The sequence below is a fragment of the Paraperlucidibaca baekdonensis genome, assembly GCF_003387535.1.
GTDB classification, from domain to species: domain Bacteria; phylum Pseudomonadota; class Gammaproteobacteria; order Pseudomonadales; family Moraxellaceae; genus Perlucidibaca; species Perlucidibaca baekdonensis.
This window is the reverse complement of record NZ_QUNR01000001.1, coordinates 410,219-431,103: the sequence shown is the minus strand read 5'-3', so window position 1 is coordinate 431,103 and position 20,885 is coordinate 410,219. Positions and strand designations below refer to the sequence as shown.

The following is a 20,885-nucleotide window of genomic DNA, read 5'->3' as shown; positions in this document are numbered from 1 at the left end:
CCGATCATCGCTGAGCTCCTGTCACTCGCAGCTGCAAGATGCTGAGCCGATCATCTTGGATATAGCGCCGCGCCACATCGCGCAGCTGCTCAGGCGTGATGCGCTTGAGCTGATCGGCGTAGCCATTGGCCCAATCGAGCGGTAAATGGTTGCTCGCCAAGCGCCCCAAAAGCTGTGCCTGATCATCGACTTGATCGCGCACAAATACGGATTGCGCAACGACATTGGCGAGCACTCGGTCAATTTCTGCTGGCGACACCAGCTCATCGCGCAGCGCACGCACCGGCGCCAATAGGCTCGCCTCGAGCTCATCGAGCGTTTGGCCTTTCGCCGGAATCGCCGTGATATTAAATAGCGTATCGCCGCGCGCCATGATGTCGTAGCCCGAGCGAATCGCCGCCGCCTTGCCGGCACGCACGACTTGCCGCTCCAAGCGCGCACTGATGCCCTCGTCCAAGACACCGGCGAGCAGCCGCAGCGCATACGCATCTTGCGCGCCAATGGCACTGCTCAAGCTCGGCCAATTAAAACCAATAAATAGCGAAGGCACCTGCCCCGGCAAGGTCATCTTGAGTCGACGCTCACCGGCGGCAACCAACTCGCGGCCGGTCGAACGGCGTGGCACATCACGCGCGGCAATGTCACCAAAATAGCGTTCGGCCAAGGCCTTTACTTGCTGCGGATCAACGTCGCCGACCACCACCAAAATAGCGTTGTTAGGCACATACCAAGTCGTGTACCAACGCTGCGCATCGTCGGCGCTAAGCTGCTCCAAATCGCTCATCCAGCCCACGGTGGGGCTGCGCTGTGAGCTGCTCGGAAAAGCCAGCAACTGAAAGCGCTCATAGGCCAGCGCCTGCGGGTTGTCATCGGTGCGCAGGCGGCGCTCCTCCATGACCACCTGCAGCTCGCTAGCAAACGCTTTCGGGTCGATAATGGCGTGCTGCATGCGATCGGCTTCCATTTCCAGCGCCAAGGGCAGCCGATCGGCGACATGGTTTTGGTAATACACGGTGTAGTTATCGGTGGTGAAGGCGTTGTCATCGCCGCCCATATGCGCCACCACCCGCGAGAACTCACCGGCGGGCACCGTCGGCGTGCCCTTAAACATCATGTGTTCAAGCACATGCGAAATACCGGTTAGGCCTGGTGGCTCATCGGCCGAGCCGACCTGATACCAGACTTGCGTGACCACCACCGGCGCGCGCGAATCGGGCTGCACGACCACGCGCAAGCCATTATCGAGACGAAACTGCACGGCCTCCGACTGCGCCATCAGCGCCGGGCTCAGCACGGCCAACAACGTCATCCACGCAAATCGCCACGCAACAGACATAGCTTCGTCCTTTAGGGTCAATAACAAGGGTGGTAGCATAGCGCATCCCTCGCGGGCGGCTAGCCGCGACACCTGTACTACGACTGGAAGCCGGCATGAGTTCACACGAAAACAATGATGACGGCGGTTTTTTTGGCCGCATGAAGTCGGGCTTAAGCAAAACCCGAAAGTCATTTAGCGCCGGCATGGCCACCTTGCTCATTGGTGCCAAAGAAATCGATGATGAACTCTTAGAAGATATCGAAACGCAACTGCTCAGCGCCGATGTGGGCGTCGATGCCACGCGCCGTGTTGTCGATGCCCTCACCGCGCAAGTCTCCCGCCAAGAGTTGCTGCATTCGCACGCGCTCATGGATGCGCTGCGCTCCGAACTCTCAAACATTTTAAGTCCGCGCCAGCAGCCGCTGCGCATTGGCGAGCTGCAAAAGCCATTCGTGATTTTGGTGGTTGGCGTTAATGGCGTCGGCAAAACCACGACCATCGGTAAACTTGCGCAGCGCTACACGCGTGAAGGTCGCTCAGTCATGCTCGCCGCTGGCGACACCTTTCGCGCCGCCGCGGTCGAGCAATTGCAGTCCTGGGGTGAGCGCAATGGCGTGCCGGTTGTGGCGCAAGGCACAGGCGCCGACTCTGCCTCGGTGCTGTTTGATGCCTACAGCAGTGCCAAATCGCGCGGCATGGATGTACTGATTGCCGACACCGCCGGGCGCTTAAATAACAAATCGCATTTGATGGATGAACTCAGTAAAGTTGTGCGCGTTTTGAAAAAAATCGATGCTAGCGCGCCGCATGAAATCATGCTCGTGGTCGACGCCGGTACCGGCCAAAATGCGCTCAACCAAGTGCGTGATTTTGACCAAGCGGTGAAGCTCACCGGCCTCACCGTAACCAAGCTCGATGGCACCGCCAAAGGCGGCGTGTTGTTTAATATCGCCAGCCGCACGAACCTACCCATCCGTTTTGTTGGGGTGGGTGAAGGCATTGATGACCTGCGCCCCTTTGAGGCCGACGAATTTGTCAGCGCGCTGTTTGACGACAGCCGCGCGTAATCGCTCTAGGAGCCATGAATGATCCGTTTTGAATCCGTCAGCAAGCGCTACCCGCCGCAATTCGATGCGCTGCGTGAGCTCAGCTTTGACCTGCCCACCGGTGAAATGGCCTTCCTCACCGGCCATTCCGGTGCCGGCAAATCCACACTGCTCAAGCTCATCATGCGTATTGAGAAAGCCAGCAGCGGCCGCGTCATTGTTAATGGCCGCGACCAAGGCGCGCTCAAAGGCCGGCAAATCGCGCTGGCTCGCCGCGACATCGGCATGGTCTATCAAGATCACAACCTGCTCGATGACCGCAGCGTCTTCGACAATGTCGCGCTGCCGCTGATTATTGCCGGTATGCCCGCACGCGACATCCCCAATCGCGTCTATGCGGCGCTCGACTTGGTCGGCCTCAAGCATCGCGCCAAGGCCATGCCGCTGGAGCTCTCCGGCGGCGAACAACAACGCGTCGGCATTGCCCGCGCCGTGGTCGGCAAACCATCGGTCATCCTCGCCGATGAGCCCACCGGCAACTTAGACCCGCAACTCGCTGTGGAAGTGATGAATATTTTTGAAGATCTGTCGCGCGTTGGCGTCAGCATTTTGGTCGCCACCCACGACCTCGCGCTCATTGCCCGCTTCCGCCATCGCTTACTGACCTTGCAAGCCGGCCAGTTGGTCGCCGACACAGGAGCCGCGACATGAATCAGCCCATTGCCGCCGGCAAAAAACCGAATTCGCCGAAAAAACCTAGCGGTGCGCGTAGCTCACAAAGCACCATTGGCTCACGCTTTCAACATTGGCTAGGTCATCACCGACGCGAGGCCAGCGACAGCTTCGGCCGCCTCGCCCGCGTACCCCTTGCCACGTTAATGACCGTCACCGTGATGACCATCGCCTTGAGCTTACCGCTGGCGCTCGGCCAGCTGCTGCATGACACACGCCAAGCCGTGGCCACTTGGGATGCCGACGCGCGATTGTCTATTTACCTAAATGAAGGCACCGACACCGCCGCACAACGCACCGTGCTGGCACAAGCGCAGGCGCTGTCGGGCGTTAGTCGCGCAAATTTAATTACGCCAGAAGATGCCCTAGAAGAGTTCAAAGCCAAGTCCAACTACGGCCCCGCGCTCGAGCAGCTCGACAGCAACCCATTACCGGCAGTCCTTGAAGTCTTCCCAAAAGACACCTCCGACACCAAAGCCATGACCGCGCTGCGCGACCAATTTGCGCAATGGCCTGAAGTGGCGCTCGCCGAGGTCGATATTGAATGGGTGCAGCGCTTGCGTACTGCGCTCGACATTGGCGAACGCCTGCTGTTGGCCATTGCTGGCACATTGATTTTAGGCGGGCTGTTGGTTGTGGGTAACACCATCCGCCTGAGTATTGAATCACGCCGCGATGAAATCCGCGTGATCTCCCTGCTCGGCGGTACGCACGGCTTTGTGCGCCGACCCTTTGTTTATATGGGGCTATGGTGCGGCCTGAGTGCTGGCGTTTTTACGCTGGCCACGGTGAGCGGCTTAATTGCATGGCTCAGTGAACCAGTCCTGACTTTGGCGCGTTTATATGGCAGCCAATTTGCCTTGAGCTACCCCACCGTCGAGACCGGCGTGGCCGTGATCGTCGGTGCCAGTGCGCTCGGCTTAGTTGGTGCCTGGATCGCTGTGGGCCGCCATTTGCGCGAACTGGAGCCCTGATCACTTGCAGCCAGCACCATCGCTGCTTATAGTTACGGGTGCTGTGAATTGACTTGCCAATGGAGGCATCACACAAAATGACTGACTGCCAAGCCCTCGCGCCCATTGCAGTAGCGGTTCCCGGCGCCAATTTAGGCGCCTATATTCATGCTGCCAACCGCGTTGCGGTGCTCACCGCCGATGAAGAGCGCACGCTCGCCGAGCGTTTTCATGTTGAGGCCGACCTCGATGCCGCCCGCCAGCTCGTGCTCGCGCATCTGCGTTTTGTTGTGCATATCGCGAAAAGCTACGCTGGCTATGGCCTGCCGCAAGCCGACTTAATTCAAGAAGGCAATATTGGCCTGATGAAAGCCGTAAAGCGCTTCGACCCGACCATGGGCGTGCGTTTGGTGTCGTTTGCTGTGCATTGGATCAAAGCCGAGATTCACGAATACGTGATCAAAAACTGGCGCATCGTGAAAATCGCCACCACCAAGGCGCAGCGCAAACTATTTTTCAATTTGCGCTCCATGAAAAAGTCTTCAGCCAACCTAACGTTGAGCGAAGCTGAGGCCATTGCCAGCGACTTAAATGTGAGCGCCCGCGATGTCTTAGAGATGGAAGGTCGTCTGCTGTCTTACGACGCGCCCATCGACGGCAGCCCCGACGATGACGACGAGCGCGCCAGCCACGCGCCGATCCATTATTTAGAAGACCGCCGCTACGACCCCGCCGTGCAAATTGAAGCGTCGGACTTTGAGAGCAATAACAGCGAGCGCCTAATGGCTGCCCTCGACACCCTCGATGATCGCAGCAAAGCTATTCTCGCGCGGCGCTGGTTGAGCGAACAAAAAGCCACGCTGCATGAGCTTGCCGCCGAATTTGGTGTGTCGGCCGAGCGTATTCGTCAGCTTGAGAAAAACGCCATGGATAAAGTCCGCGCTGTGCTGGTGGCCTAGGGCATGAATTGGCTTTGCATTGCCGCGCTTAATCTGGCCTTGTGCATTGCCACTGGCGCATTTGCCGCGCACGGACTGAAAGCGCGTTTGAGTGCCGAGCACATGGCGTGGTGGCAAACTGCGGTCAGCTATCACACTACCCATGCGCTTGGGCTCCTAGTCGTTGGTCTGTTGTTGCGCTTTAGTCCCGCACTTTCGCCCACCCTGCCCACACCCGGTCTGCAAACCTCGGCGCTGTTGCTGCAAGTCGGCATCGTGATTTTCGCTGGATCGCTCTACGCCATGGCGCTCGGCGCACCGCGTTGGTTTGGCGCCATCACACCGATTGGCGGCTTGGCGTTCATAGCCGGCTGGTTGTGGCTCGCCTGGGCGGTGAGCCGATGATCATTCGACTCAATGGCGAGTCGCTCGAACTCGCTGAGGGCAGCACCATTAGCGACCTCATTGCCGCCCAAGACTTGCTTGGCAGGCGCATTGCCATTGAGTGCAATGGCGAGATTGTGCCGCGCAGCCAACACGCCAGCCACGTGCTCAGCGCCAATGACGCACTGGAAATTGTCCACGCCATTGGCGGCGGCTAATGGAAGCGCTGACCGGCATTGATTGGATCACGCCAAGCCTAATCATCATCTCCGCACTGCTTATTGTCGCCGGCATGGTGGGCATGGTGCTGCCTGCCATCCCCGGACCGCCCATCTTATTGCTGGGCTTGTTCACTGCCGCTTGGTCGGAAGATTTTGCCTATATAGGCACCGGTACACTGATCGTGCTGGCCGTTTTATGTGTGGCGGCAGTGGCACTCGACTTCATTGCCGGCGCGCTCGGCACCCAACGCACAGGGGCCTCTCAGGCCGCGGTGGTGGGCGCGTTGCTCGGTGCCATCTTGGGGCTATTCATACTACCTATCGGCTTGATAATTGGGCCTTTTCTAGGCGCCATGCTGGGCGAATTATCAACCGGACGACCGTGGCGTCAGGCACATCGCGCGGGCTGGGGCGCGACCATTGGCATGCTCTTGGGTATCGTCGCCAAGCTCGTTATTGGCGTGATGATGATCATGCTATTCGTCGCCATGCGCTTGTTTGGGTAAGCACCACATTAGACTAAATAGTCTATTTGTAGCGATTGTGTAGTGGTTCTGTATAACCGTATGTCCAATTAAGGCCGTGGCATGGTTAAGAACTCTCAACAACGGATGTGGACATCATGAAAAAGACTTATTTGAGCATGGCTGTTGCGGCAGCGCTGACATTAAGCGCCTGCGGTGGTAGTGATAATAATGTTCTTAATCCCGTAACTCCAGTAGTCACCAATGCGGTAGCGTTAACAACTGCCAATGAGCTTTGGCTTATCGATATCGCCAATCCCGACAAAGTTGTCAAGCGCATGGCCGTTACCGGCATTAATTCTGGCGAAGAGCTGATCGGCATCGACTACCGCCCATCAAACGGTATGCTTTATGGCATCACTAAAAGTGCTGTTTATGTGATTGATGACACAACAGGTGCGGTAAGCGGCCGACAAGCATTGGTTCCTGTAAATAGCACCCTCCCCTTCACTGCCCCACTGACAGGCACAAGCTTCGGCGTTGATTTTAACCCCGTGGTAGACCGGCTACGAGTCATTGACGACACGGGCATGAGCTTAGTAGTCAATGTTGACACTGGCGCGGTGAATCGCCAAGCAGATATCGGCACAATTGGTACTGGCGGCACAGCGATGCCACCGCAGCCCACTGGTTTCAAAATGACAGCTGCCGCCTACACCAACAGTATCTCAAAACCCGTTTCAACACGGCTTTGGGATATTGATACGCAAGGCGACCGACTCTTCCAGCAAAATGCAGCAGACAATGATAGCCAACTCTCAGGTGCCGTTGCATTGGGTGTGGATGCATCGGATGTAAACGGCTTCGACATTGATGGCTTCAACAATAAAGGCTATGCCGCACTCACAGCTGGTGGTACGACCAGCCTGTATGCAATTGATTTAGCGCCAACAGCAATTATTGCACCAGCCACTACACCTGTAGCAGCGACGTTAATTAAGTCACTCGGCAGTGGCATGGTTCCTGTCAAAGGCATCACGCTGAAGACGAAAACTACAGCGGCTTATGCATTAACTGATGACGGCAAAATTCTGCGTTTCCTGCCAACAGCCCCACAATCCGCCAGTACAGCAGATGCAAAACAGATCACGGGCTTAATGCCTGGATCAGACACGACTGCTGCCGAAACTGTTTTGGGCATCGATTTCCGCCCTGCCGATGGCAAGCTCTACGGCATCACCTCGAAGTCGCGCATCATCACCATTAATAAAGCAACCGGTGCGGCAACCGTTGGTGGATCACTGAGCTTGAGCCTACCGACTAGCGTTAATACTGGAACAACTGCTGCTCCAATAGATACACCCGTAACTTACTCAGTAGATTTCAACCCTGCGGCGGACAAGCTTCGGGTGATGAATACGAGAGGGTTAAACCTTCGCATTGATGTTGATATGTTCAGCACGACTATCGATGGCATGCTGAGTAAAACTTATGACATGCCCGCAATGGGTGCAGCCGCTCTGCCAACATCACCACAGCCCATTAGCATCGTTGCAGCTGCCTATACAAACAGTTTCGCACCACCAAACGGTACGCAATTGTATGATCTGGATGTGGGCAATCAATCGTTGGCTTTGCAAAATGCAAATGTCGGAACGTTCACTTTTCAGGGCGCAATTAGAACAAGCTCATCTTCAACAGCAACACCACCTGTTATCACAGCAACACCTGTACCATTTGATCGCGCCAGCATGGACATCGTTGGTGGCGCAAATGGCTTACCTTTAATTGGTTTAGCTACTGGCGCTGCAGGCACTACGAGTCTTTATACCGTCAACCTAACGTCGGGTGTGGCAACTGCCTATCCAAGCGCTACAAACACAGTTGGTACAGGGGCCACAGCTCCAGTGATTTCCGACATCGCGCTAACTCTCGAATAAGCCCGCAACGGCCACTGCCATCACGGCAATGGCTTTAGCTGCTTGGTGAACTGCAAAGCCTCGGTGTTAAAGCCGAGGCTTTGTGCTTTCTGGACTAATGTCGTGCTGACCGGCTCGGGCAACTGCGGTGTGCGCGAGAGCAGCCATAAATAGCTGCGGTCGGGCGCGCCAACCAGTGCCCATTGGTAGTTGGGGTCGAGCGCGAGCACGTAGTAGTCGCCGTAAAATGGCCAAAAGAAGCTAACGCGCAGGCGGGCATTGCCGGAGTTGGGCACGACCTTCGCGATGCCATCGGCCGACATCACCTCGCCATTGGCTTGGCGGCAGCGGTTGAGTACGCGGATCTCATCGCCATCGCGGGTGTAGCGCGCCATGACATCGCCAGCGCAGTCGGTTTGGAAGCGGTTGGGCAGGCGCGCGACCTCGTACCAGTCGCCGGCGTAGCGCTCGAGGTCTACGGCGGCCACGGTGGCTAAAGGTGCGTGACTGCTGCAGGCGGCGAGCAGTGCAGTGCTCCCGATGAATGCCATGACGCTGACGCACCGGCGGACTTGCCGCAACCTCGCAAACGGGCGAATAACCGCTTTACGGCGCAATAATATGAAGTCGCGCATAGCATCTCCTTGGTTGATCAAACGCACATACACATGAAGTTCAGCAAACACCCTAGGAGCATAGCGCTAGTCGCGATCAAGCCCACACCGTACAATCGAGTTTTTCGCGCGGAGATTTTTCATGTCGGATGCTTTTCTGCTGGCCGGACGCAGCTTCCATTCACGCCTACTGGTGGGCACCGGCAAATACAAAGATATGACCGAGACCGCCGAGGCGATTGCCGCCAGTGGCGCGGAAATCGTGACCGTCGCCGTGCGGCGCACCAATATTGGCCAAACGCCGGGCGAGCCGAATTTGCTCGATGTCATCTCGCCGGACCGCTACACGATTTTGCCCAATACCGCTGGCTGCTACAGCGCCGAGGAAGCCGTGCGCACCTGCCGGCTAGCGCGCGAACTGCTCGATGATCATCGGCTCGTCAAACTTGAAGTCTTGGGCGACCAAAAAACCCTATACCCCAATATGCCAGAGACACTAAAAGCCGCGGAGACGCTAGTCAGCGAGGGCTTTGAGGTGATGGTCTATTGCAACGACGACCCGATTGCCGCGCGCATTTTCGCCGACATGGGCTGCGTCGCCGTAATGCCTTTGGGCTCGCTGATTGGCTCGGGGTTAGGCATTGTGAACCCCTATAATTTGCGCATTATTTTGGAAGAAGCCACGGTGCCGGTGCTCATTGATGCCGGCGTCGGCACCGCCTCAGATGCTGCCGTGGCCATGGAGCTTGGCGCGGCCGGGGTGCTGATGAATACCGCCATTGCCGCCGCCGGTCAGCCGGTGCTGATGGCATCGGCGATGAAAAAAGCCGTGGAAGCCGGTCGCGAGGCGTATTTGGCGGGACGTATGCCGCGCAAGTTATACGCCAGCGCGTCTAGCCCGCTCGATGGCGTGGCGTTTCGCTAAGCCGCCAGCATCCACAGCGCCATCACCACCATCATCAGGTTTTCGGTGAGCGAGACAAAGCCCAAGGGCACATTGCTATTGCCACCCACGCAGGCGCACTTGAGTTCGCGGCGGTCAATATAGACCGCTTTAATGACCGACACCGCGCCAATGCCGCCAATAAATAAGCCCACCGGCGCCACCACCAGATGTAGCGCCGGCAGCAACATGCCGACGCCAACAAACGCCTCGGCAAACGGGTATACATAGGCGTAGCGCACCACGCGCTTGGCCAGCAAGTCATAGCCGAGAAATTGGCCGCTAAAGGCATCGAGGTCACGCAGCTTTAAGATCGCCAATACGCACATGCTGAAGGCCACGAAACTCATCAGCCATGGCATGAATGCGGCAAGCCAGGAGCCAGAGGCGCCTTGCGCACCAACAAAGCCGCCGGCTAGCTGCACTGCCAATGCCATCAGCGCGGTCACGGCAAAAATCGCAATGACGGGTCGGTAGCTCAGCGCTTTCGGGTCGCGCACGCTCAGGCCTAAGTGCCGACGCAAATCAACGTGGCCGCCAATACGCTGACCGTCGATAAAAATCTGCGGCGTGGTGCTGACTTCGTGTTTGGCCTTAAATGCGTTCGCGGCCTCGGGCGAACGCAAATGCTCATCGCGCACCGAGTAGCCGTAGCGCTCGAGCAAATCCTTGGCTTTGAGCCCGTGCGGGCACCAGTGACGCTCATTGACGAGCCGATAAATCGTGGCTGATTTAGCAGACATCGATCCGGTACCCCGCTTGTGGCAAGTGCACATGCACCATGCCCAGCGCCGACGACTCGCGGGCAATGATAAAACGCTCATCGCTAACGCCGACCAGCACGCCCTCGGTCGGGTCTTTGGCGTAGTCGGCGGGCGAAATGCGCACGCGCTGACCAATGCGCTCATCGCGCTGATGCTCCGCAGCAATCGCGCGTGGCTCGGCATTTTTCGCTGCTTGCAAGGCCGCATCGGCACTGATTTCAGCGTACACGCCATCGCCAAAAGCCTTCATGCGATCCATCCAGGCATTGACCTTGGGAAACTCAGCGAGCAAAGGCGATTGGCCCATATCGCGCATAAACCACAGGCTGTGATAGGTAGAAAAGTCGGCATGGTGCGGCGCATCGCCAAACAAAAAGTCCTGCGTTTGCAGGCGTGCTTCATTGGCGACTAAATGCTTGCGCACCACCGCTTTTGCTGCGCTCGGCGGCGCGCTACGGACACTGCTGGTACGACCAATTTGGATGCGATCGGCAAAAAATTTCACAATGGCTTTTAGCGTCATCTCGCGCCACACGGTTTTCGCCAGCGCCCACGAGCCTGCCGCAAACAAGCAGGCAAAGAACATTTTCACATCGGTGTGGCGAGCATAAGCCAGCTCATCATCGCCAGCGCGCAATAAGCTGATGTCTGACTTCCCCGATAATCGTGCAATTTCAGTGGATATAAGCGCCGTATCGCAGAAGATATCGGCACCTATTTGCGCCACGGGCACTTTACGATAGCCACCCGTGAGCTGCTCCAACGCCGGTCGCGGCGGCGCTGACTCAATGCGCACCGACTGCCATTCCAGCCCGGCATAGCCGAGCATGCTGCGCACTTTTTGTGAAAATGGCGAAAGAAAATAGTGATGCAAAATGAAGCTAGACATAAAAGACTCGGCAACAATTAAGTGGGGCGTAGCACCACACGATACAGGGCCGCCAAGCAAAAACACAGTAGCGCCGGCAGCAGCAGGGTCATGGCGCCGAAAAGCACGAAGAGCTTGGCGCCGAGCACGCCGCCGCCAATAAAGCCGAGAATGATGAGGCCAAACAGACGGGCTTTGCGGGCGTCGAAGCGCGCGCCGCGCAGCCAGCCGCCGAGCATTAAGCCAAGATCGGTGAAGATGCCGGTCACATGCGTGGTGCGCACAATGGCGCCACTGTAATGCGTGGCCAGCGCGTTTTGCAGGCCGCAGGCGCTGGAGGCCAAATACACACCGATGCCGTGATCGAGCGTGAAGAAAGCGGCTACAAGCAAGATGCCTTCAATGACCAGCAGCACATCGTAGGGTCGTCCGGCGCGTAAATCACGACTGCCGAGCATGACGCCCGATAGCGCTGAGCCACAGACGAAGCTGAGCAATATCATCGCTAAGTGCCCAACGGCGGCGGCGGACTGCCAGACGCTTGCGCCTAGCCACGTGGCGGTGCCGGAGACATGCGACAGCGCCTGCGGCGCCACGCCCAAAACGCCGACGACATTGACCATGCCGGCGAGCAAAGCCAGCGTGAAAGCACCGTATTCGATCCATCGTGGCAATCGTTTCACAACTCGCCTCCTTAGGCGACTTGGTGGCATTGGCCGATAGCCGTACAATCGACACCAGTTTAATTTCACCGAGTCTATGGCATGAGTGAGTCACCGGCGCGCCCGTTTACCGATCGCATTAAAACCTTTATGCCGCGCACGTCGCCGCTCAACACCTCACAAAAACAGGGCATGCGCGAGTTTGCGCCTGCCATGCAGCTGACGCTAGCAGATGGCACGCTAAAGCCCGAGCTAGTCTTTGGTCGACAGGCGCCATTGACCGTAGAGATTGGTTTTGGCATGGGCCAAACACTCATCGAGATGGCGCAGGCGGCACCGGCGCGCGATTTTATCGGTATCGAGATTCATAAGCCCGGCGTGGCGCAACTGTGTTTCGATGCCGGCACGCAAGGCGTGACGAATTTGCGCTATTACAGCGAGGATGCCGTGCAGGTTTTAGAGCAGGCCATCACGCCCGGTAGTGTCGACACGGTGCAGCTATTTTTCCCCGACCCCTGGCAAAAAGCGCGGCATCATAAACGCCGCTTTGTACGCCCCGATTTGATTGCGCTGGTGCGGCAAACGCTGGCTATTGGCGGGCGCTTTCACATGGCCACTGACTGGGCACCTTACGCCGAATGGATGCTCGAGCATATGGAGGCCGCCCCCGGTTTTGCCAATGCGCATGCGCCTGGCGAATACATGCCGCGCCCCGCGTGGCGACCTTTAACGAAATTTGAGCAACGCGGCCACGAGCAAGGCCACGGGGTCTGGGATTTAATTTATGTCCGAGTCGACTAGCACGCCTTATCGCCCCTTAAGCGCTGACGAAGCCGCCGCACAAAAACCCTTAACCGGCGGCAGTTGGGCCGATTGGGTCCTGCTGGTATTGGCCCTGATTTCCGTGGCACTGCTGGCCTGGGAGAGTTGGGGCTCGGTCACACCGATGCAGCGCGAGGCCATTATTTTGGCCGACTACAGCATTTGCGCGCTGTTTTTCTTGAATTTCCTGTGGCGCTGGCGCGCGGAACAATGGACGCTCGGTTTCGTTGGCCGCAATTGGTACGACGTGCTCGGCATGATCCCCGTTTCCGACCCGGCGCTGCGTAGCTTCCGGCTTATTCGTGTGGTGATTTTATTGGCGCGGATGGGCGTGGCGGCCGACCGTGTGCTCGGCGAGGAGTTTACCTATCGGCTGGTCAATCGCTTTAAGCAGGGCATCGTGCGCGCGATTAGCGGCTCGGTGACGGTAGCGGTGCTCGATCAGGTCGCCGATGTGCTGGTGAAGGGCACTTACACGCGCAATATCGCGCGGGCATTGGAAGAAAACCAAAGCGAGCTGCGCGACATGATTCGCGAAAAGCTCCGCGAAGACCCGCAAACGGGGCGCTTTAAACGACTGCCGTATTACAACGAGATCATCGAAGGCACGACCGAAACGGCATTGCGCGTGATTGAGCAGGTGCTGCACGACCCGCGCACCGATGAACTGGTCGCGGACTTATTGCGCGAAAACATCGACCAAATCCGCTTAGCGGTGGCGGCCAAAGAGGCGAAAAAGCACGCATGAGCCACACCGACTATATCGCCAGCCTCAAGCAGGTGGCGGTTTTTGCGGCATTGCCCGAGGCCGCGCTAGAGGCCCTCGCCAAGATGGCGAAAGCGCAACGCCTGGTCAGCGGCGAGCGGCTTTATGGCGCGGGCGATCCGCCGCGATTTTTGCATGTGTTGGTGCATGGCCGTCTGCAAGTGCGCCATGACGCGCGCATTTTGGGCTATGTGAATCGCTACGAACTGCTTGGTGAGATGGGCGTGGTCGCCGCCGAGCCACGCAATAGCGCGGTCTATGCGCTGCGCGACTGCCTGCTGCTGAACCTGCCCGCCAGCGCGTTTATGGCGCTTATGCGCGAGCATCCAGACACCTTGGTGGCGATCTCTCGGCTGATCATTTCTCGTGGCCGCGATGCCCTGCACGCCCGCGTGCAACAGGCCAATGCAGGCGGAGGCACGCTCGCCGTGGTGCCAGCGATCCGCGACATTCCCACGCTGCTGCTCGCCGAGGCACTCACCGGCCACATGAATGGCTGGCCGGACACCCGTTTAGTCAGCGCCGCGCATATCGATAGCGTATTTGGCGACGGCTTCTCGCAAACTCCGCAAGATGGCAGCGATGCCGATGCCACGCTTTGCGCTTGGCTGGCCAGTCTCGAGCAGCAGCATCGCTTCATCATGTATGTCGCCGACAATGGCACCGATGTCTGGTCGCTGCGCTGCCTGCGTCAAGCCGACCGCATTTTGCTGGTGGCCGAATCCGGCCAGCAACCACAAGCCACGCCGGTGCTGGAGCGCCTGCGTGAAGGTGGCTTGGTGGCGCCTGTGGAGCTGGTGTTATTGCGCCCCATGGGCGATGCCGCACCGCACACCATTGATTGGCTGAAAGCCACTGGCGCGCGCGCGCACTACTTCCTGCACCCGTGGGCAAAGCCGGAAATCGCCGCACTGGCACGGCAGATTTCTGGCCGCGGCATTGGCCTCGTGCTCGGTGGCGGCGGCGCGCGCGGCTTTGCGCATATTGGCCTGATCAAGGCGCTCGAGCAGCTCGGCATTCCAGTCGATGTGGTGGGCGGCACCAGCATGGGCGCCTTTGTCGCGGCGCTGTTGGCCTGTGGCTTCGATAGCACCGAGATGATTCACATTGCTCACGAAACCTTTGTCGCGAAAAACTACCTCAACGACTACACGCTGCCGAAAGTCTCGCTGATTCGTGGCGAACGCTTTCATCAGCGCTTAAATGCGATTTTTGGCGAACGCCGCATCGAGGAGTTACGCCGCAGCTATTACTGCATCTCCACTAATCTCACTACCGGCATGGCCGGCGTACATGATCGCGGGCCATTGGGTAGCTGGGTCGGCACCAGCATGTGCGTGCCCGGCGTGGCGCCGCCGATTGCCTTCGAAGGCGATTTATTGTGCGATGGCGGCGTGGTCAACAACTTGCCCACCGATGTCATGGCGCAGCTCGAACGCGGCGTGATTATTGCCTGCAATGTTGCCGGCATTGGCGATATGGCGGCGCCGGGTGCCGGCTTGGATGCGCCCGATCAAGGCGCGCTGCTGGATTGGCAGAGCGATGGCGAACCGCCGAGCCTGACCGAAATCCTCATGCGCACCGCCACGCTGACCAGCGACACCATCACGCTGCAAGCTTCAATTGACCGCGCCGATACCTATTTGCGCATGCCGATCGATGACATCGGCATGTTTGAGTGGCTGCGCATGGATGAGTTGGTGCAGCGCGGCTATGAGCACGGCTTGGAAGTTCTCACACCATTGCGCGATAAGCTGCTGAGCTAAGCGCCGCGCCGCGGGGTTTTCTAGGCGCTACTGAGCTGGCTCTGGCGTACTTTCTGGCGCGGCCTCAATGCCATATTCATTGAGCAACGCCTGCAAATAGCCGGCGGTTTCGCGATCTAGCGTGGGCAAATAGTGCGCCAATACTTCATGGCAATCGTGCTGACGCGCGCTGGATAAGCGCCGGACAATATCGAGCAAGGTGCGCCACTGAGAGCGCAGCAGCGCGGCATACGCGGCCTGCGCTAGCAGTGTCTCATCGGTCTGCTCAATGACTCGCGCCAAGGCCTCGCGGCCACTATCGTTCATGGCTTCCGCCAAACACAACATGGCCGACCAGAGTTGTCGATACTGGGTGGCCGCGATGATTTTCTCGAGCACATCGGCGCGCTGCAGAGCCGGCAGATTCACTACTTGGCGCTGCACATCGGGCGATAAACACACCACCACCGGCAGCACGTCTTCCCATAAGTCTTCCTGCTGCACCGTCTCAATAATAGCGCTGAGCACGGCATCGCCCTGCTCCGCCGCCAAGTCGCCGAGCTCGCGCTTCAGGCCATAACCGGCGTGCGTCATCAGCGCCAAAACGCTCGGCCAGAGCTCGCGCCGCGACTCATCGGCGACAATCAATACGGCTCGTTGCAAACGCTCAGCGGGCATTAGCCGAACAATATGATCGATGCGATAGCGCGCCTCGATAAAAAACAGCACCTGCAGCAAATCACCTTCGTCATCGATACTCGCGGCCACTTCGCTGAGTGCGGCATCGGGCAGCAGCGCAACAAAGCGCCCGAGCGTGACAAAGTCATCGCGCTTTAACAGCACATGACTGATGGCCATGATTTTTTTCGCGGCCATCAGTTGCAGCACTTCACGGGCGCAACGCGGATCCAGATCCACCGCCACATCGGCAAGAAATGCCGCATCCAAATAACCGGCGACATCGGCCACGCGCCACGCCGGCAGCTCGCTGGCCAGTCGCGCGGTCATTGGCGCACCAAACCACGAGCGCGCGCACAAGGCCGATACCCACGCGGGCAGCCAGCGCGCCACCGCGGCGAGCAAACCCAGCGGCGCGCGTTGTTCATCGTGAATCACATCGGAAATCGCCGAACGCAGCTGCGCCACGGCATCGGAGGGCAAGCCATGCAAATACTGCAGCGCCTCCGGTTCAACCGCTAAAGCGCGCGCGAGTTTGATGACCTCGGCCCGATTGGCCAGCCGGCTCATGATTGACCGCCGCGCGAGGTGCTAGTCACCGCCGCCTTGCTCAGAACCTGTGCCTGTCGGCGCTGCAAGAGCCAGCGCAACGGCCAAAAAATGCCTCTGCGTAGCTGGCTCTGCACGCGTTCGCGCTCGCGCTCGCTGGCGGCGTCGATGAGTGTCTGCAGCTCGCTGATCTGCGCCTCGCTGAGGGCATCGAGATCGCTCAAACTAGCCTGCGGTCGACGCAAGCGGGTAGCTAATTGACTGAGGGCATCGGACATAATGGGGCTCAGGTTTTCGGGCGATGGGCCAGCCAAGAATCAAGCTGCTTGGCAAATTGCTGGCGATCACTGTTGGCAAAGGGCGGTGGGCCGCCGCGCACCATGCCGGCATCGCGCAGGTCGCTCATCAGATCGCGAATGGCCAAGCGCTGACCAATGCTCTCTGGCGTGTGCAGCTGCCCGCGCGGACTCACCGCCACCACGCCAAGCTTAACCACCTCCGACGCCAGCGGAATATCCTGCGTGATGACCAAGTCTTTCGCCTGCGCATGCTGCACGATGTAATTGTCGGCGACATCAAAGCCCGGCGGCACCTGCACCGCATTCATCGGCAAGCCGGCCGGCAGGCGAATGGGCTGGTTGGCGACAAACGTGATCTGCACGCCCGTGCGCTCGGCGGCACGAATCAGCATGTCTTTGACCGGCAGCGGGCAGGCATCGGCATCGACCCAAATTTGCGTCATGAACTCTCTCGCGTGGTGAGTGGCGTTATTCTACCGCGATGACTAGGCGCTGTGGTCGGGCAAAAACGCATCGATGGCGCGATTCAAAAACCGTAGGCCGAGCGCGCTGGCCTGCAAGCGTTCGGGATTTTCCTCTAGTAAGCCGCGCTCGCGCAGTGTGGCGAGCGTTTGGCGGATGGCATCGTGGCGTAAACCGGTGCGCTGCGACCAATAGGCCTGCGGCACGCCGGCGGTTAGGCGCAGGGCATTGAGCATGAATTCGAAGGGCAAGTCAGCAGCGGCGATGGCCTCGCTGGTGGCCACAAAAGCGCTGGTGTGTGGCCGATCGCTTAGCGATGCGCGCGTTGCCTGTGCCGCCGCGAAATAGTCTTTTGGCATGCGGGTTTTGCTGCGCCGATAAATCCTGCGCGCGGCAATCGATTCGGCGGCATCATTTGCATGAGCTGCATCAGCCGCCACAGCCAGCGTGAGCTTGCCATGCGCACCCGCGCCAATACCCAAATAGTCGCCAAACTGCCAATAGTTCAGGTTATGCCGACAGCCCTCGCCCGCCTGCGCATAGGCCGACACCTCATAGCGCTGAAAGCCCGCCTCGGCCAGCAGCGCCTCGCCCTGTTCTTGAATATCGGCGAGCACCTCGTCATCCGGCAGAATGGGCTGCTGGCGATAAAACACGGTGTTGGGTTCGAGCGTGAGCTGGTACCACGACAGGTGCGTGACCCCGAGCGCGATGGCTTGGCGCAGATCATCACAGGCGGCCGCTACGCTCTGCCCCGGCAAGCCATGCATGAGATCGAGGTTGATGCGCGTGAAGCCCGCGGCGCTTGCCGTACTGGCCGCCCGCAGCGCTTCATCGCCACTGTGAATACGACCGAGCGCGCTCAACTGCGCGCCTTGAAATGTCTGCACACCAATCGACAGTCGGTTGATGCCCACCGCGCGATAGCCCTCAAATAAGCCCTGCTCCACAGTGCCGGGATTAGCCTCCAGCGTGATCTCAATGTCATCGCTAAAACTCAAGCGCTGACGCAGGCCGGCAAAGAGTCGCGCGTAGCCATCTGGGGAGATCAGCGAGGGGGTGCCGCCACCGATGAATAGCGTTTGGATCGGGCGGGAGGCCCAGTTGATGGGCTCACCGCCGTGGGCTTGTTGTAGCTGCGAGAAGTCGGCCAAATCGGCGTCGAGGTCTTCGAGCAAGGCAGCGATATAGGCCGCTTCCGGCACGCCGGCCTCGCTCACCGCATGAGAGTTGAAGTCGCAATAAGGGCATTTGCGCACGCACCACGGCATGTGCACATAAAGGCTAAGCGGCGGCAGTGCGCTCACAGCCCAGTCTCGCTCCAACGCGCGCGCAATTGCGCCAAGGCTTGGCCGCGATGACTGAGCGCGGCTTTGCGTTCGCGCGGCAGCTCTGCCGAGGTCATGTTATCGCTCTCGACGTAGAAAATCGGATCGTAGCCAAAGCCTTGTTGGCCCGATGGTGCGTGCGCGATCTCACCCGCCCACAGCGCTTGGCAGATGATTGGCAGCGGGTCATCGGCATGGCGCACAAAGGCCAGCACGCAAACAAACTGTGCGCGGCGCGAAGTCGCAGCGGGCATGCCCGCGAACGTGGCCAAAAGCTTGGCGTTATTTGCGGCATCACCGGCGGGCAGTCCGTGTGCATCCAGGGCATAACGCGCGGAATAAATACCGGGCGCGCCGCCAAGCGCATCGACGGCTAAGCCAGAGTCATCAGCAAGCGCTGGCAAGCCGGTGAGGCGGCTGGCGTGACGGGCCTTGATTAGCGCATTTTCGATAAAGCTCAGACCATCTTCGATGGCATCAGGCACGCCAAATTCTTTTTGTGAGCGCACGCTCACGGCCATATCGGCGAGCAGTGCACTGAGTTCCTTGAGCTTACCGGCGTTGCCGGTGGCGAGCACAAACTCACGCGGCGTGGCGGTGCTTAATCGCTCGGCGGCATTGGCGGGCGTGGCGGCCTGTTCGTTAGCCATTAGTCATCGCCCCGAGTGACACGGAAAATGCCAATTTCGCCAAACCAATTCGGGAACCAGCGCGCCAACACACTGCCCTGCTGATCTTGATCCACCGCCAATTTATCGACCACTTTCAAGCCCTTGCTGCGGCACAGCGCCTCGAAATCATGGAGCGTGCAGAGGTGGATATTGGGCGTGTCGAACCAGCCATACGGCAGCGCGCGCGAGACCGGCATGCGGCCTTTGCGGAGCAAATACCAGCGCGTTTTCCAGTGGCCAAAATTCGGAAACGTAATGATAACTTCGCGCGCCACACGCACCATTTCATCGAGCAAAATATCGGGGCGCTGCACGGCCTGCAGGGCTTGCGCCATCAGCAGCGTGTCGAAGCTGTCGGTCTCAATATTGGCCAAGCCATTGTTGAGATCTTGCTCAATGACATTGACGCCACGGGCAATGGCGGCGGTGATTTTGTCGTGGTCAATTTCCAAGCCATAGCCGCGCACATTGAGTGTGTCGCGAAGGTGCGCGAGCAGCTCGCCATCGCCGCAGCCCAAGTCGAGCACGCGCGATTCGGGTCGGATCCATTGCCGCACAAGGGCGAGATCAAGACGCATCGGCGGCCTCCCGCTCATTGGCAATGCGCGTCATAAACGCCCCAAACAGATCCATATAGCGTTGGTTATCCAGCAAAAATGAGTCATGGCCTTGCGGCGCGTCAATCTCGGCATAGCTCACGTCTTTGCCGGCCTTCACCAGCGCATCGACGATTTCCCGCGAGCGCGCCGGCGCAAAACGCCAGTCAGTGGTAAACGACATGACCATAAAACGGCACTGCGCTTTGGCAAAGGTCTTCGCCAAATCGTGGCCGTAATCGCGCGCGGGATCGAAATAGTCGAGCACGCGGGTCATCAGCAAATAGGTATTGGCATCGAAGCGCTTGGAAAACACTTCGCCCTGATAGCGCAAATACGACTCCACCTGAAATTCGGCATCGAAGCCGTATTGGTAAGTGGCTTTGCGCAGGTCACGACCGAATTTTTGGCGCATCGCATCATCGGATAAATAGGTGATGTGGCCGACCATGCGCGCCAATGACAGGCCCACTTCGGGCACCACGCCATGCTGATAATAGCGGCCGGCGTGAAAGTCTGGATCGCGACGAATCGCTTGCCGCGCGACTTCATTGAAGGCGATATTTTGCGCGGTGAGTTTCGGTGCGCTGGCAATGATCACGGCATTGGCGATGCGCTGCGGCTGATCGATGCTCCAGCGCAGCACTTGCATGCCACCCAACGAGCCACCGACTACCGCGGCCCATTGCTCGATGCCCAAATAATCACTCAGGCGCGCCTGCATTTTTACCCAATCACGCACCGCCACAATGGGGAAGTCTGGCCCCCACGGCTCGCCGGTGTCAGGATTGATCGAAGCCGGCCCCGTGGAGCCATGACAGCCACCGAGGTTATTTAGCGCAACCACATAAAAGCGATTGGTATCAATGACTTTGCCCGGCCCAATGGCGCTATCCCACCAGCCCGGCTTGGCGCCTTGGTCAGGATCTTCGCCTTCGTGAAAGCCCGCCGCGTGATGATGCCCCGACAACGCGTGGCAAATCAGCACGGCATTGCTGGCGTTGGCGTTGAGCGTGCCATAAGTCTCGTAGACCACATCGTAGTTCGCCAGCGTGCGACCACAGGCGAGCGCCAAAGGCTCGGTAACATGCACATGTTGCGGCGTCACCAGCCCCACACTTTTCGGCGGATAATTCATCGCGC

Annotated in this window: 23 protein-coding genes and 1 pseudogene; 12 read left to right on the top strand and 12 right to left on the bottom strand. The window is 58.8% G+C overall.

Features of this window, described 5'->3' with window-relative positions; translation table 11 throughout:
* Positions 1–4 precede the first annotated feature (4 nt).
* Positions 5–1,336 carry a M16 family metallopeptidase gene (locus DFR26_RS02065; RefSeq protein ID WP_181898952.1) on the bottom strand — a complete coding sequence of 444 codons (1,332 nt, stop codon included), beginning with the start codon at positions 1,334–1,336 and terminating at the stop codon, positions 5–7.
* Positions 1,337–1,458: 122 nt separating this feature from the next.
* Here DFR26_RS02065 and ftsY point away from each other — a divergent pair.
* From ftsY to DFR26_RS02025, 8 genes and pseudogenes are all read left to right on the top strand, one after another.
* A pseudogene (gene ftsY / locus DFR26_RS02060) lies at positions 1,459–2,385 on the top strand (signal recognition particle-docking protein FtsY); the annotation flags it as partial.
* An 18-nt stretch (positions 2,386–2,403) separates the two neighbouring features.
* The gene (gene ftsE, locus DFR26_RS02055; RefSeq protein WP_116207268.1) at positions 2,404–3,075 is read left to right on the top strand and encodes a cell division ATP-binding protein FtsE; all 672 of its coding nucleotides are present in this window, start codon (positions 2,404–2,406) and stop codon (positions 3,073–3,075) included.
* The gene (gene ftsX / locus DFR26_RS02050) at positions 3,072–4,070 is read left to right on the top strand and encodes a permease-like cell division protein FtsX (RefSeq protein ID WP_116207267.1); all 999 of its coding nucleotides are present in this window, start codon (positions 3,072–3,074) and stop codon (positions 4,068–4,070) included. Before ftsE ends, ftsX begins: the two co-directional genes overlap by 4 nt.
* Before the next feature lie 77 nt (positions 4,071–4,147).
* The gene (gene rpoH, locus DFR26_RS02045) at positions 4,148–5,008 is read left to right on the top strand and encodes an RNA polymerase sigma factor RpoH (RefSeq protein ID WP_116207631.1); all 861 of its coding nucleotides are present in this window, start codon (positions 4,148–4,150) and stop codon (positions 5,006–5,008) included.
* A gap of 3 nt (positions 5,009–5,011) precedes the next feature.
* Positions 5,012–5,392 (top strand): DUF423 domain-containing protein, encoded by a 381-nt coding sequence (locus DFR26_RS02040; RefSeq protein WP_116207266.1) that lies wholly within the window; start codon positions 5,012–5,014, stop codon positions 5,390–5,392.
* Positions 5,389–5,589 carry a sulfur carrier protein ThiS gene (gene thiS / locus DFR26_RS02035; protein WP_116207265.1) on the top strand — a complete coding sequence of 67 codons (201 nt, stop codon included), beginning with the start codon at positions 5,389–5,391 and terminating at the stop codon, positions 5,587–5,589. Before DFR26_RS02040 ends, thiS begins: the two co-directional genes overlap by 4 nt.
* Positions 5,589–6,098: a DUF456 domain-containing protein gene (locus tag DFR26_RS02030; protein WP_116207264.1), complete on the top strand. Its 510-nt coding sequence runs from the start codon at positions 5,589–5,591 to the stop codon at positions 6,096–6,098. The genes thiS and DFR26_RS02030 overlap by 1 nt, the downstream gene beginning before the upstream one ends.
* 116 nt (positions 6,099–6,214) lie before the next feature.
* Positions 6,215–7,996 (top strand): DUF4394 domain-containing protein, encoded by a 1,782-nt coding sequence (locus DFR26_RS02025; protein WP_116207263.1) that lies wholly within the window; start codon positions 6,215–6,217, stop codon positions 7,994–7,996.
* A 20-nt stretch (positions 7,997–8,016) separates the two neighbouring features.
* Here the strand turns inward: DFR26_RS02025 and DFR26_RS02020 are convergent, their stop codons facing one another.
* The gene (locus DFR26_RS02020) at positions 8,017–8,526 is read right to left on the bottom strand and encodes a lipocalin family protein (RefSeq protein ID WP_116207630.1); all 510 of its coding nucleotides are present in this window, start codon (positions 8,524–8,526) and stop codon (positions 8,017–8,019) included.
* Between the two features lie 205 nt (positions 8,527–8,731).
* Between DFR26_RS02020 and DFR26_RS02015 the strand changes: the two genes are divergently transcribed.
* Positions 8,732–9,514: a thiazole synthase gene (locus DFR26_RS02015; protein WP_116207262.1), complete on the top strand. Its 783-nt coding sequence runs from the start codon at positions 8,732–8,734 to the stop codon at positions 9,512–9,514.
* On the opposite strand, the gene DFR26_RS02010 is transcribed toward DFR26_RS02015, so the two are convergent.
* The 3 genes from DFR26_RS02010 to DFR26_RS02000 are packed head-to-tail and all read right to left on the bottom strand — an operon-like array spanning position 9,511 to position 11,847.
* Positions 9,511–10,275 carry a glutaredoxin family protein gene (locus DFR26_RS02010; RefSeq protein WP_116207261.1) on the bottom strand — a complete coding sequence of 255 codons (765 nt, stop codon included), beginning with the start codon at positions 10,273–10,275 and terminating at the stop codon, positions 9,511–9,513. The genes DFR26_RS02015 and DFR26_RS02010 overlap by 4 nt on opposite strands.
* On the bottom strand, positions 10,265–11,185 hold the full coding sequence (locus tag DFR26_RS02005) for a glutathione S-transferase family protein (RefSeq protein ID WP_116207260.1): 921 nt from the start codon (positions 11,183–11,185) through the stop codon (positions 10,265–10,267). The genes DFR26_RS02010 and DFR26_RS02005 overlap by 11 nt, the downstream gene beginning before the upstream one ends.
* Positions 11,186–11,202: 17 nt before the next feature.
* Positions 11,203–11,847 (bottom strand): YoaK family protein, encoded by a 645-nt coding sequence (locus tag DFR26_RS02000; protein WP_220375681.1) that lies wholly within the window; start codon positions 11,845–11,847, stop codon positions 11,203–11,205.
* Positions 11,848–11,928: 81 nt separating this feature from the next.
* Between DFR26_RS02000 and trmB the strand changes: the two genes are divergently transcribed.
* From trmB to DFR26_RS01985, 3 genes are read left to right on the top strand one after another with little or no spacing between them, the layout of a single operon-like run.
* Positions 11,929–12,627, top strand: coding sequence for a tRNA (guanosine(46)-N7)-methyltransferase TrmB (gene trmB / locus DFR26_RS01995; protein ID WP_116207258.1), 699 nt, complete (start codon positions 11,929–11,931; stop codon positions 12,625–12,627).
* Positions 12,611–13,396, top strand: a complete 786-nt coding sequence (locus DFR26_RS01990; protein ID WP_220375680.1) for a hypothetical protein — start codon at positions 12,611–12,613, stop codon at positions 13,394–13,396. Before trmB ends, DFR26_RS01990 begins: the two co-directional genes overlap by 17 nt.
* Entirely contained in the window at positions 13,393–15,180 is a 1,788-nt protein-coding gene (locus tag DFR26_RS01985) for a patatin-like phospholipase family protein (protein WP_116207257.1), read from the top strand. Before DFR26_RS01990 ends, DFR26_RS01985 begins: the two co-directional genes overlap by 4 nt.
* A 27-nt stretch (positions 15,181–15,207) precedes the next feature.
* Here the strand turns inward: DFR26_RS01985 and DFR26_RS01980 are convergent, their stop codons facing one another.
* Genes DFR26_RS01980 through metX form a run of 7 tightly spaced genes read right to left on the bottom strand, consistent with a single transcriptional unit; the run spans position 15,208 to position 20,880 of the window.
* Positions 15,208–16,407 (bottom strand): hypothetical protein, encoded by a 1,200-nt coding sequence (locus tag DFR26_RS01980; protein ID WP_116207256.1) that lies wholly within the window; start codon positions 16,405–16,407, stop codon positions 15,208–15,210.
* Positions 16,404–16,664 (bottom strand): hypothetical protein, encoded by a 261-nt coding sequence (locus tag DFR26_RS01975; RefSeq protein ID WP_116207255.1) that lies wholly within the window; start codon positions 16,662–16,664, stop codon positions 16,404–16,406. Before DFR26_RS01975 ends, DFR26_RS01980 begins: the two co-directional genes overlap by 4 nt.
* An 8-nt stretch (positions 16,665–16,672) precedes the next feature.
* Complete coding sequence (locus tag DFR26_RS01970; protein ID WP_116207254.1) at positions 16,673–17,128, bottom strand: YaiI/YqxD family protein; 456 nt, start codon at positions 17,126–17,128, stop codon at positions 16,673–16,675.
* Positions 17,129–17,170: 42 nt separating this feature from the next.
* Complete coding sequence (gene hemW, locus DFR26_RS01965; protein ID WP_281269867.1) at positions 17,171–18,454, bottom strand: radical SAM family heme chaperone HemW; 1,284 nt, start codon at positions 18,452–18,454, stop codon at positions 17,171–17,173.
* Positions 18,451–19,125: an RdgB/HAM1 family non-canonical purine NTP pyrophosphatase gene (gene rdgB, locus DFR26_RS01960; protein ID WP_116207253.1), complete on the bottom strand. Its 675-nt coding sequence runs from the start codon at positions 19,123–19,125 to the stop codon at positions 18,451–18,453. Before rdgB ends, hemW begins: the two co-directional genes overlap by 4 nt.
* Positions 19,125–19,724, bottom strand: coding sequence for a methionine biosynthesis protein MetW (gene metW / locus DFR26_RS01955; RefSeq protein ID WP_116207252.1), 600 nt, complete (start codon positions 19,722–19,724; stop codon positions 19,125–19,127). The genes rdgB and metW overlap by 1 nt, the downstream gene beginning before the upstream one ends.
* Positions 19,714–20,880, bottom strand: a complete 1,167-nt coding sequence (gene metX, locus DFR26_RS01950) for a homoserine O-succinyltransferase MetX (RefSeq protein ID WP_116207627.1) — start codon at positions 20,878–20,880, stop codon at positions 19,714–19,716. Before metX ends, metW begins: the two co-directional genes overlap by 11 nt.
* Positions 20,881–20,885 lie beyond the last annotated feature (5 nt).